Source organism: Chryseobacterium manosquense, from assembly GCF_014623485.1.
GTDB lineage: Bacteria > Bacteroidota > Bacteroidia > Flavobacteriales > Weeksellaceae > Kaistella > Kaistella haifensis.
Genome location: NZ_CP060203.1, coordinates 1,537,007 through 1,552,567, shown reverse-complemented (window position 1 = coordinate 1,552,567; position 15,561 = coordinate 1,537,007). Strand labels below are relative to the sequence as shown.

At 37.3% G+C, this 15,561-nt stretch carries 15 protein-coding genes; 1 reads left to right on the top strand and 14 read right to left on the bottom strand.

Features of this window, described 5'->3' with window-relative positions; genetic code table 11:
• Positions 1-15: 15 nt before the first annotated feature.
• The 4 genes from H0S70_RS07430 to tyrS all read right to left on the bottom strand — a co-directional run bounded on the left by H0S70_RS07430 (position 16) and on the right by tyrS (position 4,533).
• Complete coding sequence (locus tag H0S70_RS07430) at positions 16-1,164, bottom strand: alpha/beta hydrolase-fold protein (RefSeq protein WP_188320355.1); 1,149 nt, start codon at positions 1,162-1,164, stop codon at positions 16-18.
• Complete coding sequence (locus H0S70_RS07425) at positions 1,164-1,802, bottom strand: alpha/beta hydrolase (protein ID WP_188320354.1); 639 nt, start codon at positions 1,800-1,802, stop codon at positions 1,164-1,166. The genes H0S70_RS07430 and H0S70_RS07425 overlap by 1 nt, the downstream gene beginning before the upstream one ends.
• Before the next feature lie 577 nt (positions 1,803-2,379).
• Positions 2,380-3,132 (bottom strand): acyl-CoA desaturase, encoded by a 753-nt coding sequence (locus H0S70_RS07420; protein WP_123905202.1) that lies wholly within the window; start codon positions 3,130-3,132, stop codon positions 2,380-2,382.
• 105 nt (positions 3,133-3,237) lie between these two features.
• The gene (tyrS, locus tag H0S70_RS07415; protein ID WP_188320353.1) at positions 3,238-4,533 is read right to left on the bottom strand and encodes a tyrosine--tRNA ligase; all 1,296 of its coding nucleotides are present in this window, start codon (positions 4,531-4,533) and stop codon (positions 3,238-3,240) included.
• A 251-nt stretch (positions 4,534-4,784) separates the two neighbouring features.
• Between tyrS and H0S70_RS07410 the strand changes: the two genes are divergently transcribed.
• Positions 4,785-5,231 (top strand): KTSC domain-containing protein, encoded by a 447-nt coding sequence (locus tag H0S70_RS07410; RefSeq protein WP_123905200.1) that lies wholly within the window; start codon positions 4,785-4,787, stop codon positions 5,229-5,231.
• Between the two features lie 27 nt (positions 5,232-5,258).
• On the opposite strand, the gene H0S70_RS07405 is transcribed toward H0S70_RS07410, so the two are convergent.
• The 10 genes from H0S70_RS07405 to H0S70_RS07360 all read right to left on the bottom strand — a co-directional run bounded on the left by H0S70_RS07405 (position 5,259) and on the right by H0S70_RS07360 (position 15,516).
• Positions 5,259-5,678, bottom strand: a complete 420-nt coding sequence (locus H0S70_RS07405; protein WP_188320352.1) for a type II toxin-antitoxin system VapC family toxin — start codon at positions 5,676-5,678, stop codon at positions 5,259-5,261.
• Positions 5,678-5,926 (bottom strand): DUF6364 family protein, encoded by a 249-nt coding sequence (locus H0S70_RS07400; protein ID WP_188320351.1) that lies wholly within the window; start codon positions 5,924-5,926, stop codon positions 5,678-5,680. Before H0S70_RS07400 ends, H0S70_RS07405 begins: the two co-directional genes overlap by 1 nt.
• 122 nt (positions 5,927-6,048) lie before the next feature.
• A complete protein-coding gene (locus H0S70_RS07395) occupies positions 6,049-7,509 on the bottom strand; it encodes an FAD-dependent oxidoreductase (protein WP_188320350.1) in 1,461 nt (486 codons plus the stop codon).
• Positions 7,510-7,632: 123 nt separating this feature from the next.
• The gene (rlmF, locus tag H0S70_RS07390; RefSeq protein WP_188320349.1) at positions 7,633-8,604 is read right to left on the bottom strand and encodes a 23S rRNA (adenine(1618)-N(6))-methyltransferase RlmF; all 972 of its coding nucleotides are present in this window, start codon (positions 8,602-8,604) and stop codon (positions 7,633-7,635) included.
• Between the two features lie 30 nt (positions 8,605-8,634).
• Complete coding sequence (locus tag H0S70_RS07385; protein WP_188320348.1) at positions 8,635-9,009, bottom strand: response regulator; 375 nt, start codon at positions 9,007-9,009, stop codon at positions 8,635-8,637.
• Positions 9,006-9,575 carry a chemotaxis protein CheB gene (locus tag H0S70_RS07380; RefSeq protein WP_188320347.1) on the bottom strand — a complete coding sequence of 190 codons (570 nt, stop codon included), beginning with the start codon at positions 9,573-9,575 and terminating at the stop codon, positions 9,006-9,008. Before H0S70_RS07380 ends, H0S70_RS07385 begins: the two co-directional genes overlap by 4 nt.
• Before the next feature lie 2 nt (positions 9,576-9,577).
• On the bottom strand, positions 9,578-10,396 hold the full coding sequence (locus H0S70_RS07375; protein WP_123248563.1) for a CheR family methyltransferase: 819 nt from the start codon (positions 10,394-10,396) through the stop codon (positions 9,578-9,580).
• Between the two features lie 5 nt (positions 10,397-10,401).
• Positions 10,402-10,776 (bottom strand): response regulator, encoded by a 375-nt coding sequence (locus H0S70_RS07370; protein ID WP_123248564.1) that lies wholly within the window; start codon positions 10,774-10,776, stop codon positions 10,402-10,404.
• Positions 10,777-10,787: 11 nt separating this feature from the next.
• Positions 10,788-14,381, bottom strand: coding sequence for a response regulator (locus tag H0S70_RS07365; protein WP_188320346.1), 3,594 nt, complete (start codon positions 14,379-14,381; stop codon positions 10,788-10,790).
• Positions 14,371-15,516: a hybrid sensor histidine kinase/response regulator gene (locus tag H0S70_RS07360; protein WP_188320345.1), complete on the bottom strand. Its 1,146-nt coding sequence runs from the start codon at positions 15,514-15,516 to the stop codon at positions 14,371-14,373. The genes H0S70_RS07365 and H0S70_RS07360 overlap by 11 nt, the downstream gene beginning before the upstream one ends.
• Positions 15,517-15,561 lie beyond the last annotated feature (45 nt).

The following is a 15,561-nucleotide window of genomic DNA, read 5'->3' as shown; positions in this document are numbered from 1 at the left end:
CCTGTTTTTTGTGTACTACTTTCTCTTTTTCACTTTTGTGTTTGAAGTTTTGAAAAGCCATTGATATGCTTCTGCAAATTCTCCTTTCCAGTAATTTTCATTATGGTTACCATAGGAATCTATTTTCACAAGAGTGTTTTCAGGCTTCAAACCTTTTTTCTCCAAGTTGTTTTTTACGGTTTCCAGATCTTTTGTCATGTTCTTGCTTTCGCTAGAACCAGCAACATAATAAATTCGTGTTTTCGACAAGTTTGCATCAGAATTTTTAATGTAATGATTAAATTCTTCGTTGACAATCCAGTAAGCCGGACTGAAAGAGCCGATTTTTGAAAAAATACGATGATATTTTATGCCGCAATAATTAGAAATTAATGCTCCTAAAGAACTTCCAATCAGTGCATTATGATTTTTTCCTCTTTTTGTTCTATAGTGTTTGTCAATGAACGGTTTTAATGTTTTTGCTAAAAAATCTGCGTACAAATCACCTTCTCCACCGCCGTAATTTGGATTTTTCCATGGCGAATATTCATCAATTCGATGGTTTCCACCATTATCAATTCCTACTACAATTGCTCCGGAATCGCCTTTAGAAAAAAGTTTGTTCAAAGTTTCATCGATTTCCCATTCTCCTGAAAACGAAGTGGAATTGTCGAAAAGATTTTGCCCGTCTTGCATGTAGATTACAGGATATTTTTTCTTCCCGGTTTCGTAATCAGGTGGAAGATAAATCCAGATTTTTCTTGTTCTTCCGAGTTGCGGAATCAGAAATGAATCGCTAATCAAGCGAACGTTTTTGGCTGCAGTACTGGCTTTTTCGGCAGTTTTTACCCAAGAGATAATTTTCGCTTCAATGGTTTGTGGCTTGCCTGTGAATGTGGAATTACGGTTGGGAATTGCCTTTCCGGAAGCGTTTCCTTCGGCGGTATCCCAACTTCCGCGGGTGAATTTGTATTCGATTGTTCCGTCTCCATCAGGCAACGTAATGCTATGATTTCCTTTTTCATCAGCAATTAATGGCGTAGAATTAGGATTCCATCCATTGAAATTTCCTGCAACGTAAATGGTCGCATTTTTTGGAGTGTCTTTAGGGATTTCCGTTACTTTTAAAGTGATTTGAGCTGAAAATTGTACCGAAACGCAAATCAGAAACAGCCAACTTTTCATTATTTTTTAAAGAAATCCATCAAATCCATGTAGTTTTTCTGGTTCACGCCGTGTCCGCTCATGTATTCTCGGAAAGAGAAATAACAGCTTAAATCGTACAACAAATCAGCCGCTTTTCGGCCCCATTCCAATGGGATTACGGCGTCTTCTGTTCCGTGAGAAATGAAAAATCTAAGTCTTTCGAGTTTCTTTTTATCCTTAACCATGTTTTCCATGAGTTTTTCTTCCGGATAACAGCTCAAACAAGCGATTTTGGAGAATAATTGAGGGTTTTCTAAAGCCAATGCATACGACAGAATTCCTCCTTGCGAAAATCCACACAAATGGGTTTCGTTATCCGTTAAACCGTAATGATTGCTGATTTTCAAAATATTTTCTAAAATCCCGTTCAGTGATTCTTTGGCTTGTGGAATATCGATTCGGTTTTCCGTGTTCATCAAATCGATGTCGTACCAAGAATAACCTTCATATTGCGAATTCAGTGGTGCACGAAAACTAACAACCAACCAATCTTCGGGTAGAGTAGGGACGAAGGAAAAAAGATCTTCTTCGTTGCTACCGTAGCCGTGAAGTAAAATTAAAAGTGGAGTTTTCGAGTTCAAGTTTTGCGGTTCGCGAACCAAATAATGTAAATCCATAGAACAAAGATATTCTATTTTTTAGGAGTTGCAACGCAGAATTATCAATGAAATTTTCAATAATTTTTCAACCTAAATTTTTCTCCTTCTAGAAATGTAGCATAATTAAACATTTTTATATTTAAAATTTTCATCTAAAGTTTAGCTTTAAATAAAATATATTTTAACATTTGAAAATAAACTAAATACAATAAAATAGTAAATTTTACTTTAAGTAATTATAAATAATAATTGAGTGCAATTCACATTCGTAATCATTAAGGCATCAGAAAAATCTGAGTTATTTCTCATGAAAATTGAAACTTCCTTGCATTAATTTTTAAATTGAAATAAGCTGTTTATTTGTTTTAAATTTCTTTGTTAAAAAAAAGAATTAATGAGTATCTAAGCGAACAATTGAATTGCATTTTTAATTTAAAATAAGCAGTTTATTCGTTTCAAATTTCTAAGTAAAAAAATTATAAATGAATATTCAATTTGAATTATTGAATTGAAATTTAAAGCCAAAAAAAATCCTGAACAAGAAATTCAGGATTTAGATTTTTGATAAAATTAAAGTTTCGTAAACACGATTGATTTATATTTCTCTCGTAACTTTTGCTACAGGTTTTAGCTGGATGAGTTTCATTTTATCCAAAAGTATCATGATGTAATAAGTTACATCGATTTCGTGCCATCTTACGCCACCGAAATTGGCTCTTCCGCCATGTTTGTGGTGATTGTTGTGGTAACCTTCGCCCATCATTAACCAATCGAAGTGAAAGAGGTTTTTTGAGGTGTCTGAAACTTTAAAATTCACATATCCGTAAATATGTCCGAACCAATTGATGATAACCCCATGAATTGGCGCCATCATGTACGCAACCGGAAGTAAAATCCATTGCCACCACGCGGTTGCGAAAAAATAGAAAAATGCAGTGTAGGCAATTGCCCAAGCAATTCGGGAACCCCAAGAACTTGCGAACTTGTCGAAACTTTCCCATTGAGGGACGTTTTTGGTGAATTTTTCCTCGATTTTTACTTTTTGTTGGTTGATTTGCTGGTAAATCGATTTGGTGCGCCACATCATCGTGAAAAGGTTATGGTCGTATTTCGGTGAATGAGGATCTTTTTCAGTGTCTGCATATGCGTGGTGCATTCTGTGCATTACTCCATAACCGTAGGCAGAAAGGTAGTTGGAACCTTGGGTAATCCAAGTGAGTACATAACATAATTTCTCACCAAATCTCGACATCTTGTAGGTTTGATGTGCTGCGTACCGGTGAAGGAAAAAAGTCTGGAAAAACAGCCCTGAATACCATAGAACTGCGATGAAAATAAGTATAACCATTAAAAAAATAATAAAAAATTAAAAATTAAAAAATTGGCGGTTGGACCGTCTTAAAATGTTGCTATGAAAAAAAATTCGGTTGCTTTTCCGGATTTTTATTTCTGGTTAGATGGCTTTTACGATGAAATAATTTTTCTTGCCTTTCTGCAGTAATAAGAATTTTCCGTCGATAAGGTCTTTTTGGGATACAGAAAAGCTATCGTTCACTTTTTCTTTGTTGATGGAAATCGCGTTGCTTTGTAATTCCCTTCTTGCTTCACCTTTCGATTTCAAGAATCCGGATTGTTCGGAAATTAAATCGATAACGTTGCTTCCCAACACTTCATTTTTGTCGATTTCCTTTTGTGGAACTCCTTCAAAAACTTCCAGAAAAGTAGCTTCGTCCAAATTCACCAAATCTTCTGCAGTAGATTTTCCGAAAAGGATTTCCGAAGCTTTCACTGCTTTTTCAAATTCTTCGCGGTTGTGAACCCAAACGGTAACTTCCTCGGCGAGTTTCTTCTGAAGTTTTCTCTCGTGTGGAGCAGTTTTGTGTTCAGCAATTAAGTTTTCGATTTCTTCTTTACTTAAAAATGTATAGAATTTAATGAATCTTTCTGCATCTTCATCGGTTGCATTCACCCAAAATTGGTAAAATTTATAAGGCGAAGTTTTCTTTGGGTCAAGCCAATAATTTTCGCCACTTTCCGATTTTCCGAATTTGGAACCGTCGGATTTGGTAATTAATGGAACCGTCAAAGCGAATGCTTCTCCTTGTGCTTTTCTTCGGATAAGTTCTGTTCCGGTGGTGATATTTCCCCATTGATCGGAACCTCCCATTTGCAGTTTCACATTTTTTTCACGATACAAATGCAGGAAATCGTAACCTTGCAAAAGCTGGTAAGTAAATTCCGTGAAGCTCATTCCTTCTGCGCCACCTTCGCCGGTAATTCTCTTTTTTACCGACTCTTTCGCCATCATGTAATTTACGGTGATATTTTTCCCAATGTCACGAATGAATTCTAGGAAAGAAAATTCCTTCATCCAATCATAATTATTCACCAATTCAGCTTTGTTAGCTTCGTTTCCATCGAATTTCAAAAATTTCGAAAGTTGGTTTTTCAAGCAATCCACATAGTGGTTTAAAGTCGCTTCATCTAAAAGATTTCTCTCGTTGGATTTTCCCGAAGGATCACCGATCATTCCGGTTGCACCGCCCACCAAAGCGATAGGTTTGTGACCGTGTTGCTGAAAATGAGCCAAAATTTTGATCTGAATAAGACTTCCGATGTGCAAAGAATCTGCGGTAGGATCAAAACCGATATAAGCGGTAGTGATTTCTTTGTTCAGTTGTTCTTCGGTTCCGGGCATCATGTCGGCAAAAAGTCCGCGCCATTTCAGTTCTTCAATAAAGGAATTCATTCTCTTAAAAATTATATAATTAGCAAAGATAAGGTTTCGAGTTGCAAATTGCAAGTTTCGGAATTATTGGGGGTTTTCTAATTTTTAGAAATTTAAGTTGAAAAAATCATTTGCTTTTTTAATGATCAATAGAGGTGGGCTTTAGCCCGCCAAAAGTTGAATTTCAAGATGGCTTTAGCCAAAATCTAAATCACAGATTTTCATTTAATTATAAAAGCCTAATTTTGCACCCCGAAAATAGAGATACAAATATGAAAAGAATTGGCGAATACCGAAAATTGTTGGGAGTTGATCAATCTACAACACTGAAAGACCTGAAAACAGTGTATAGAAACACGATGAAAGATGCGCATCCCGATAAATTTGTGAATGATGAAGCCGGAAAAGCGGATGCTGAGGAAAAAAGCAAATCAGTAATCGAGGCTTATCATTTTCTGGTGAGCATCAACCCGGAAACTCAGGAGAAATACAAAGAAGAATACACGGAAACCATTACCCAATCTATTATTCAGGATTTTTATTTGGAAAAATCTATTTTAAAAATTCAGCATTTTAATGGCAAAATGTACGAATACATCGGCGTTCCAAGAAATACTTACATCAAAATGGTGAACGCCGATTCGCCGAGCCGTTTTGCAAGAAGACATATCTACGGAAATTTTATTTATAGAAAATCGGGCGAAGTGATGGCGGATTAATTTCTGAACTTTAACCTTGTCAATGTTCTAAATCTTGACAAGTTTAATGTAAGTTTCAGGTTCCATTACTGCTAAATTACTTGTTTTGTAATCTTTACTATTTCTAGTAATAATTACCTTGATTTCATTGCTGTTTTGCGCAGAAAAATTCTGAAGTGCATCCTCAAAATCTTTAAATTGTGAATGTAAAGCGTCTAAAACTGCATCTTTATTGGTTGTTATAACATCAACAATATTCAATAACATTTTTAGATTTTCAATCACTTTTTCATGTTTTGCAGTTTTTCTGAGCAGATAATAAATGTTACTCAACACGATTGAAGTTACAAAACCTTGAATTTTACTGTTTTCGCACCAACTCAAAATTTGGGCTGCGTCTTCTGAAAATGGTTTTCTATCAAACAGAAAATCAAGAATAACGTCGGTATCAATTAAAACCTTATCCATTACAAATATTTTTCAGTCAATCGTTCGGATAATTCTTTTTTGTAATCGAAATCTTTAGGCATTTTGAATGAACCTTTCAAAGATTTCACTGTAGGAGAAAGTTCGTCTTGTTTCGAAATTTCCTCAGTTGTTAAAGCTTTCAGGTAATTTTCAATTAAATCTGAAAGACTTCTTTCCTTTTTTCGCGCGTATTTTTTAGCCCTTTCAATAACGGATTGATCGATGGTTAAAGTGAGTTTTGTATTCATCGTAGCTATATTTGAATACAAATTTACAAAATAAAATTAAACACGTGGATTTTTTAATGTTTTTACACGTATTATTTTTTGTTAAAAAATAAAATTGTTCAAGAGGGCGAAGTGATGGCGGATTAATTCCCCAGATTTTTTTTCCTTTTCAAAACCTTTCCTCGCGGTTCATCGCCTTCGTACAAAGCGATTTCAGAATGTAGAAACTCTGCGGCGGCTGCGGAATCGGCTACTTTTATTGCGCTGCGTTCCAGCATTTCCGATTCAAATTTTGTTAATACCGTTTTCCGAATACTATTTTTTCGCCAATCGGAAGATGGATTGCAATTTCTGGAAATTTCCCGAGCCAATGATAATGCATCCAACAACGCCTGATTTGCACCTTGACCTTTAAATGGACTCATTGGATGTGCTGCATCGCCAATTAAAGTGATAGATCCTGCATTTTCAAAAGATTCCGGTGATAATAATTCGCGGTCATACACCGGATAACCTGAAACGAAAACTTCCGGAGTTGCCGATAAAATCTCTGGAATTGGATTATGCCACGGAGTTCTGCGAATGGCTTCTTCTTTTAAAGCGGATGATCCTTTTGCGCTCAAAATTTTGGCTTCTTCTTCCGCCATCGGAAAACTGAGTTGCCACATCACAGATTCCGAATCGTAAGGCATCACATAAATTCTTTCGTGCCCATTCGCTGTCTGAAAAACCGTTGCGGAATCCAGCAATTCACTTTCCCGATTTTTCAATGCACTCAAAGGACAAATTCCAAGAATGACCATACAATTCAAATATCTTAATGTAAACCTGTTATCTTTAATTAAAAAATTTCTTACTGCACTTCGAATTCCATCGGCTCCTACAACCAAATCGGTTTGAATTGTTTTTGTATGATTGCCGTTTTCAAATAGCAATTCTAAACTTCCGGTTTTATTTTTTTTAAGGTTTACAAGTCGGTGATTCCACTGAATATTATTCTTATTGCCGAGTTGTTCCAAAAGCGCTGCACGCAAAGCTTGTCTGGCGATATGAACATTGGTTTTTCGGGGTGTTTTTTCGGCAGCATTTTCGAGCCATTTTCGCATTCCCCATTCGCCAACGACTTTTCCGTCGGGATTATGAACCAAATGTCTTGTAGAAACTACGGATTTTTTTAAACTAAAAATTCCAAATCCCTCAATCGCTTTACTCGCTTGTTGAAGGGTGAGTCCGTAACCTTGCGAACGTGAATCGAAACTTAAATCTCTCTCGAAAAGCGTAAAAGGAATACCACGATGCAAACAAGCCACAGCAAGCGCAACGCCACCAATCCCGCCGCCAATAATCGAAACATGTGGAAATCGTTCGAAATCCGGAGCGGGAAATTCTTCAGAAACGATCAAACCGGAACCTAAACATTCGGGGCAAGAATAGATATGAGGAATCGGGAGAACGGGTGGTTTTCCTTGTTTACCGGATTTTTCAAAATTTTCTAATTCGGCAAGGTAACGAAGTCGCACGCTTTTTCGGATTCGTCGTTTTTTTTTGCCGAGTCCGATACATTCTGTGCAAATTGTCCAATATTTTCTTTCGTTTTCCTTCATTATTGATGGTTTCCGCTGATTTTTAATCTTTAAAAATCATTTTAATGAAAGTGAATAGATTTTTTAAAAATTAAAATAAAAAAACAACGAATTTACTCATGAATACTACAAAATTGATTGGGATTATTTGTTTTTGCCAATCCATCTTTGTTCTCGCCATTCTTGTTGTTTGGCTTTCGAAAGATAGCTCCATGCGATGATGCGGGTGCTTTTGTTTCCTGTTCCCATCGGAATGGTTTTTATTTGAACAATTTCCATTTCGTTCAGAAGTTTGTAGATTCCTTTCAGGTTGCCTTGTTTGGAAACCAAAGTTGAAAACCAGAAAACATTCTCAGCGAATTGTTTGCTTTCGCGAATCATTTTATGGATAAAAGCGGCTTCTCCACCTTCATAAATCAGTTCATTGCTGATTCCGGCGAAGTTGAGCGTGTTTTTTTGAGGGGTTTTTCCGGTAAGATTTTTTAATTTTCTTTGGGTTCCTTTTTCTGCTTCTTCGGAAGAGGAATGAAACGGAGGATTGCAGAAAGTGAGATCTACTTTGTCGTTTTCACCAATAATTCCATCGAAAAAAGCGTTGGGATTTTGTTGTAATTTAATCTCGATTTTGCCTGCTAAACTGTCGTTTGCTTCGACTATTTTTTTAGCAGTTTCTACAGATTTTGGATCAATATCCGAACCGATGAAATTCCAGCCGTATTCGGTAACCCCGATGATGGGATATATGCAATTGGCTCCAACACCGATATCTAAAGCGGTAATTTTGTTTCCTTCAGGTAAATTTCCGAAGTTGGTTTGTTGCAGAAGATCGGCGATATAATGAAGATAATCGGCTCTTCCGGGTATTGGAGGACAAAGATTTTCATCCGGAAAAATCCAGTTTTTTATCCCGTAATAATGACTCAGCAACGCTTGGTTAAGCAATTTTACAGCTTCAGGTTTAGCAAAATCTACGGATTCGGCGCCGTATTTATTGGGTTTAATGTGTTGCTCGAGTTCGGGAACGGCTTTTTTTAAAGCTTCCAGATCATACGCATCACGGTTTTTATTGCGAAGATGAAGTCGTGTTTTCTCGGGAGTATTGTTTTTAATGGTCATCTTGGGGTTATCAGTATTAATTTTGAGGGCTTATGCTCCGATATATTTTTTTACAACTTCTTCAAATTGGTCTATATCGAAAGGTTTTGCAAGATAATCATCAGCACCTGCTTCATTGGCTAATGCGTCAATATTGCTGTTTGCCGAAAAATAGAGAATAGGTATGTTTTTTAAATTTTCGTTAGATTTTATCATTCTAGTAGCTTCAATTCCGCTGATGTCAGGAAGCCAATTATCCATGAAAATAAGATCCGGCATATAATCCAACACTTGTTGTTCTACATTATTTGTTGTGGGCGAGGTTTTTACTTGGCAACCCAAATCTTCAAGAATTTCGGTGCACAGTTCCAGGATTTCCAGATTATCATCGAAGATAAATATTTTTTTTGCTGTGGTAGGATTCATTTTTGTGAGAGCTTATTTATATGTGCAGCCATCTCTGTCTCATCTAAGACTGTATCGGGGTTTACGTGTTCTATTGCGTATTCGGGCATATACCTTACAATGGCCGAATTGGGATCTTGAATGATCACTTTTCCACCTTTATCTTTTACTTTTTTGAGTCCTTCAGTACCATCGTTATTGGCTCCGGAAAGCAGTAAACAGACAAGATTATTTTTAAAAACTTCCGCAGCACTTTCAAAAGTGACATCGATCGAAGGTCTTGAAAAATTCACTTTCTCGGAAGCATCGAGTGAAAAAGTTTGATCGGCCTCGATTAAGGTGTGATAATTCGGAGGTGCAAGATAAATGGTTGAAGGTTTTATTTTTTCTTTTTCTTCAAGTTCTTTTACCCGCAGTTGTGTTTTGGTGGATAAAATATCAGTCAGGATATTGTCCTTCCCGGATTTTCGATGCAATACAATCACAATTGGGAAATCCAGAAAAGAATTAAGCCCGGGCAATACATTCAGTAAAACCTCGATGCTTCCGGCTGATCCGCCAATAATTAATGCGCTGCAATTTTCCATTTTTAATGTATTTTGCGCCAAATTTTTTCTCCTTTTAATCTTTCATAATTTTTAGAAATTGATGAAAAATCCAAAGTTTCTTTCGTTCCTAATGCCAAATAACCACGCTTCTCCAAACTATTATCGAAAAGTTCAAAAACGGTATTTTGCAAAGGTCTATCGAAATAGATAATCACATTTCGACAAAGTATGAGTTGAAATTCATTGAAAGAATTATCCGTAACCAAATTATGCGTAGAAAAAATGATTTTTGATTTTAGTTCGTCTTTCAATTTCCCGAGGGAATAATTGGCGGCATAATAATCCGAAAATTGTTCACTACCTCCTGCGGCGATATAATTTTCGGTGTACAATTTTATTTTACTTAAAGGAATCATCGCTTGAGCAGCATTTTCGAGCACCGCACTGTTGATATCGGTCGCGTAAATCAAAGATTTGTGCAACAAGTTAAGTTCTTTCAAGAAAATCGCAATCGAATAAGCTTCTTCGCCTGTACTGCAACCGGCAACCCAAATTCTGATGAACGGATAAGTGCCAAGTTTGGGAAGGATTTCGGTTCTTAAAGTTTTATAAAAAGAAGGATCTCGGAACATTTCCGTTACATTGATCGTCACTTCTTCCAGAAATCTTTTAAAATACCCGGGTTCTGTTCTTATTTTGTAGCGAAATTCAGCGAAACTCACAAAATGATCCAGCTGATAAAGCCGCACAATTCGCCGCTTGAGCGAAGCACGAGAATATCCCGTGAAATCATAACCATAGACTTCCAGGATATCGCCGAGTAGGGTTTCGAGATGTTCGTCGCTGTGTTCGGAGTTCACTTTTTTTAATGGATTAAAAGGTTGAGCATTTTTACCAATTCATCAACATTGACGGGTTTGGATAAATATCCGTCTGCGCCTGCATTTAGGCATTTCTCGCGGTCGCCGGTCATCGCTTGTGCGGTGACGGCTATTACGGGAATTTCTTTCAGTTGTTCATCACTTTTCATTTTCGCGATCGCTTCATATCCATCCATTTCGGGCATCATCATATCCATTAAAACCACACCAATTGAATCGTTTCCTGAAAGGAGTTGCAAACCTTCTTTGGCACTGAGTGCTGAAAGACATTGGTATTTTCGGGCTTTCAAAACTGCATTCAGCGCGAAAATATTTTTGCTGTCATCATCGATGATGAGGATTTTCTTACTGCTATTCATACTCAGAATTTTTAAATTTTATCATAAAGCCAAACTCGTAGCAAAGAAACCAGCTGATCTACATCCACAGGTTTCGAAATATAATCGGAAGCGCCCACTGCGATGCATTTTTCGCGGTCGCCCATCATCGCTTTGGAAGTTACTGCCAAAACAGGCAAATTTTTGAATTTATAAGTCGATCTAATCTCGCGAATGCTTTCGTAGCCGTCCATTTCGGGCATCATCATATCCATCAAAACCACATCGATACTTGGGTTTTCATTTAAAATTTTCAAAGCTTCTTTTCCATCCATTGCCGGAAGAACTTTCATTCCGTGTATTTCGAGAACTTTGGTAAGGGAGAAAATATTTCTCACATCATCATCGGCGATCAAAACGGTTTTCCCTTTCAGGATGTTTCTCATTTCGCCTTCGCCTTGGTAATTGGAATTGGAATCTTGTTTTTTCTTGTGTTTTTCTTCCACTAAATGGAGGAAAAGTCCTGCTTCATCTAAAATTCTTTGGTAAGAATAAGCAGTTTTTACCACAATAGAATCTGCGTATTTTTTGATTCTATTTTCTTCTCCTTTTGAAAGATTTTTCCCGGTGAATACGATGATTGGTAAATTTTCTATTCCTTTGTTTTGTTTAATGGTTTCCAGCGTATCATAAGCGGTTCTGTCCGGAACGCCCATGTCGAGAATTACGCAATCGATTTCTTTATTCTGAAGAGATTCAATGCTATCGGAAACGCTGGTTACAATATCCGTGGTGATATTATTGGCCGCCAAAAAGTAGCTTAAAGCTTTAGCGTGCTGCTCATTTTCTTCTACGATCAGCACCTTTTTTGGTGAACGATTCAGTGCGTTTTCAAGTTTAATGAAAATTTCCTGCATTTGTTCTAAGGCGAAAGGTTTATTGATGAAATCCACAGCTCCGCGAAGAAGACTTTCCTGCTTAAATTTCATCGAAGACATGATGTGCACCGGAATCGGTTTGGTTTGCGGGTTCGATTTCAAAGCTTCCATCACTTGCCAACCATCCATTATTGGAAGTTGAATGTCGAGCAAAATTGCCAACGGTTTGAAATGTTGCGCCATTTCGATTCCCACATCGCCACGTACAGCCACTAGCACTTTGTAATTTTTGGTTCTGGAAAAATCACGAAGAATTTTGGCAAAAGCCGTATCATCTTCAATAATCAGAATTACTTTATCGCCTTCCTGAATTTGGTCGCGATCATCTTCAATCGGTTGCGGAATTTTTTGAGTTACAAATCTTTCAGGTTGATTATTCTCTTGTTTTTCTTCGATTTGCGGAGGCGTCGGAAGTGTTTTTGGTTCTTCTGAATTGGTCGTTTCTTGGTTTTCCACCATTTCTATCGGAATGGTTAAGGTGAATTCGCTTCCAACGCCTTCTGTACTTTTCAAAGAAATTTCACCACCGAGAAGTTTAGCCAATTCGCGACTGATCGATAAACCAAGTCCTGTTCCGCCGTATTTTCTTTGCGTAGATCCATCGGCTTGCTGAAAGGCTTCAAATACCATTCTCAGCTTATCTTTAGCGATTCCGATTCCGGTGTCGATTACTTTGAAAATTACTTTTTGTTTCGATTCGTCATTAGAAACCTTTAAATTAATACTTCCTTCGGCGGTAAATTTGATCGCGTTTGAAAGTAAATTTTTCAGGATTTGCTCCAATCGAAGTTTGTCGGTTTGCAAAAGTGGAGTAGTTTCCGGTAACGTTTCGATGTTTAAAGAAAGATTTTTGTCTTTAGCAACGGCACCGAACATCATTTTCATATCGGTGGTAATTTCTTCCAGAGGAACTTCTTGTATTTCCAAAGTCATTTTCCCGGATTCAATTTTCGAGAGATCCAGAATTTCATCAATTAATGTTAGAAGTCCTTGCCCGGAACTCTGCATCACTTCGGCATATTCCACATATTGTTCGTCGAGATCATCGCTTTCTGTCATCAGTTTGGAAAGCAACAAAATAGAGTTCAGCGGAGTTCGCAATTCGTGGGACATATTGGCGAGAAATTCCGATTTGTATTTGGTACTTTGCTCCAGTTCGATGGATTTCTGCTGAATTTCGATATTATGCTGCTCGATAAGCATGTTTTTTTCTTCCAAAAGACTCGTGCGTTCTTCGAGTTCTTGGTTGCTTTGCATTAGTTCTTCTTGCTGTACCCGAAGTTCTTCTTCGGAAGCGAGTAGTTTTTGAGATTGAGCTTCTAATTCTGCATTAATGTTTTCTAATTCAGAATGTTGTGTTTGTAATTCTTCGGATTGTGCTTGGGTTTCTTCCAGAAGTTCCTGCATTTTAATTCTGCTTTGGGCACTGAAAAAAGCAAGACCGATATTGGCGGCAACGGCATCTAAAAATTCAAGTTGATGAGGCAAATATTCGTGCATCGCTCCCAATTCGATCACTCCAAGTGGAAGATTGTAGCGCGTAATAGGTACTGCTACGATGTTTTTTGGTTTGGTATTTCCGGTGGCGAAACTTATTGTGAGGTCGTCATCAGGAATATTTTGAACCACAATTTGTTTTTCGGAACGGAACGCTTCTCCGGCAATTCCTTCACCAATCTGCAATGGTTTTCTGGAGTTATGATCCGCCAAAGCATAACTTCCGGCAAGATGCAAACGGTTATCTTCACCTTGAAGATAAATAGCAGCTACGGAACTTTCTGTGCTTTCAGTAAGCTGATTCAGAATGTCGGAAGCGAGTTTTTCAATGCTTTTGTCGCCCATCATTTTATCGTTCAGTTGAGCAATTGCGGTACTGAGCCATTCTTTCTCCTGAAGGGTATTAAATGAAGATTGAAGAGACCGCGCCATTTTATTCAATGGTACTGCTACGTTCCCAAGGTTTTCTCTTGCAACCGAATCCGAAAGAATATCATAATCACCGGCGGAAATTTTCGCAGCTACTTTTTCTATCGCAATCAGCCGGTTTTGGGCATCTTCGTTTTTTTGTTCTACTTCTTCGGTAAGTTTGGTTTTTTCGGTGAAATCTTTAGAAACTCTTCTGAAAAAAAATAAGGTAATAGAAATCGCGAGCAAGGACGAAAGTACAATGAGAATTGGCGTGTACGAAGCAAATTTCTTCATGGTTTCCGTGCGGGATGCAAGAATGATTTGTTCCTCTTGTTGCATTTTGAGAACTGTTGCCCGAACATTATCCATGTATTTTTTACCAAGTTCCAATTGTTCTGGATCAATATTATTTTCCTTGGTTTTGGTTTTCAGATTATTGTCTAAAATCTGCAAACGCATATCGATATTTTTCTTAAGGTTTTGAAAATTATCTTTTTGAGTTTGCGTTGTGGAAATCTGCTTAGAAACTTTATCGACTTGTACTTCAATATTTTTTTTAGCTTCAAGATAAGGATTCAGGAATTGTTTTTTTCCTGTTAAAAGATATCCTCTTTGACCGGTTTCGGCGTCTTTAAGCAGAGAAAGGGTATTGTCTAGATTTTTGATCACCCGATTGCTGCTTCGAACCATTTCAGAGCTTTCGATAAGATTATGGATGCTGATGTACGAGGCGAGTGAACTTATAAATAACAGCAAAAGTGATAATCCAAGTCCGAAAAATAGATTTTTTTTAAAACTCATTGTTTTCGTTTTTAATTTCTTCCTTTTCAGGATTTATGGGAATTGTGAAATAAAACTCCGAACCTTCACCGGGAATACTGTTGACCCCGATGATTCCGTTGTGTCTTTCGACAATTTCCTGGCAAATGTATAAACCGATTCCCAATCCTTGGAAACGTTCGGAAGTTTCTTCGATTCGGTAAAATTTATCAAATATTTTTTGTTGATGTTCCAGCGACATGCCGATGCCGAAATCCTTCACCGAGAAGCAAACATCATTCCCTTTTAGTTCGGAACTGATGTGGATTTCTTCGGAATCCGGCGCGTATTTGATGGCATTGGTCATGAAGTTGATAATCACCTGCTCAATGCGCATATCGTCGGCAAAAATTTGGGCATCAATTTTATTTTTTTTAATGATTTTAACCTGTGGATTGGCTTGTTGCAGATTTTCAACAATATTAGAAGCCAAATCGTCGAAGTCGAAATATTTCTTGTTGAATTTCAGTTTTCCGCTTTCAATTTTCGAAATATCAAGCAAATCTGCGATTAATAAATTGAGTTTTTCAACTTGATTCTGGACTTTATGCAGTCGGGTTCGCACTGTTTCGATGTCGTCTTTATCCAAACTTCTTTCCAAAAGTTGAATGTATCCTTTGATACTCGTCATCGGTGTTTTCAGTTCATGACTTGCGATACTGATGAATTCGTCTTTTTTTCTTTCGGCTTCTTTTCGGAACTCGATTTCTTCGCGAAGGGCAATTTGCATTTCGTTCAACGCGCGGCTTTGCTCATAAATCCGATAAAAAGTTTTCACTTTAAGCAAAAGAATATTGATGTCCACCGGTTTGCTGATATAATCGAGACCGCCGGAAGAGTATCCTTTAGTAATTAAATTTAGATTTGCGCTCGCTGCAGAAAGAAATATGATAGCAGTTTCTTTGGCTTTGCTATAACCGGAAATCGCTTCCGCAACCTCGAATCCGTCCATTCCGGGCATTTGCACATCCAAAATGATGAGAACGTAGGATTTTTTCAGAATTTTTTTCAATGCTTCCTCGCCTGATGATGCGGTATCAACCTCAAAATCATTTTTTTCGAGTACCTTTTTCAAGGAGATTAAATTTTCAGGAGCATCATCTACAATTAGAATCATTATTTTTTATAAAAAATTGTATTAAAATGGAGTGGGAAAAGTCTT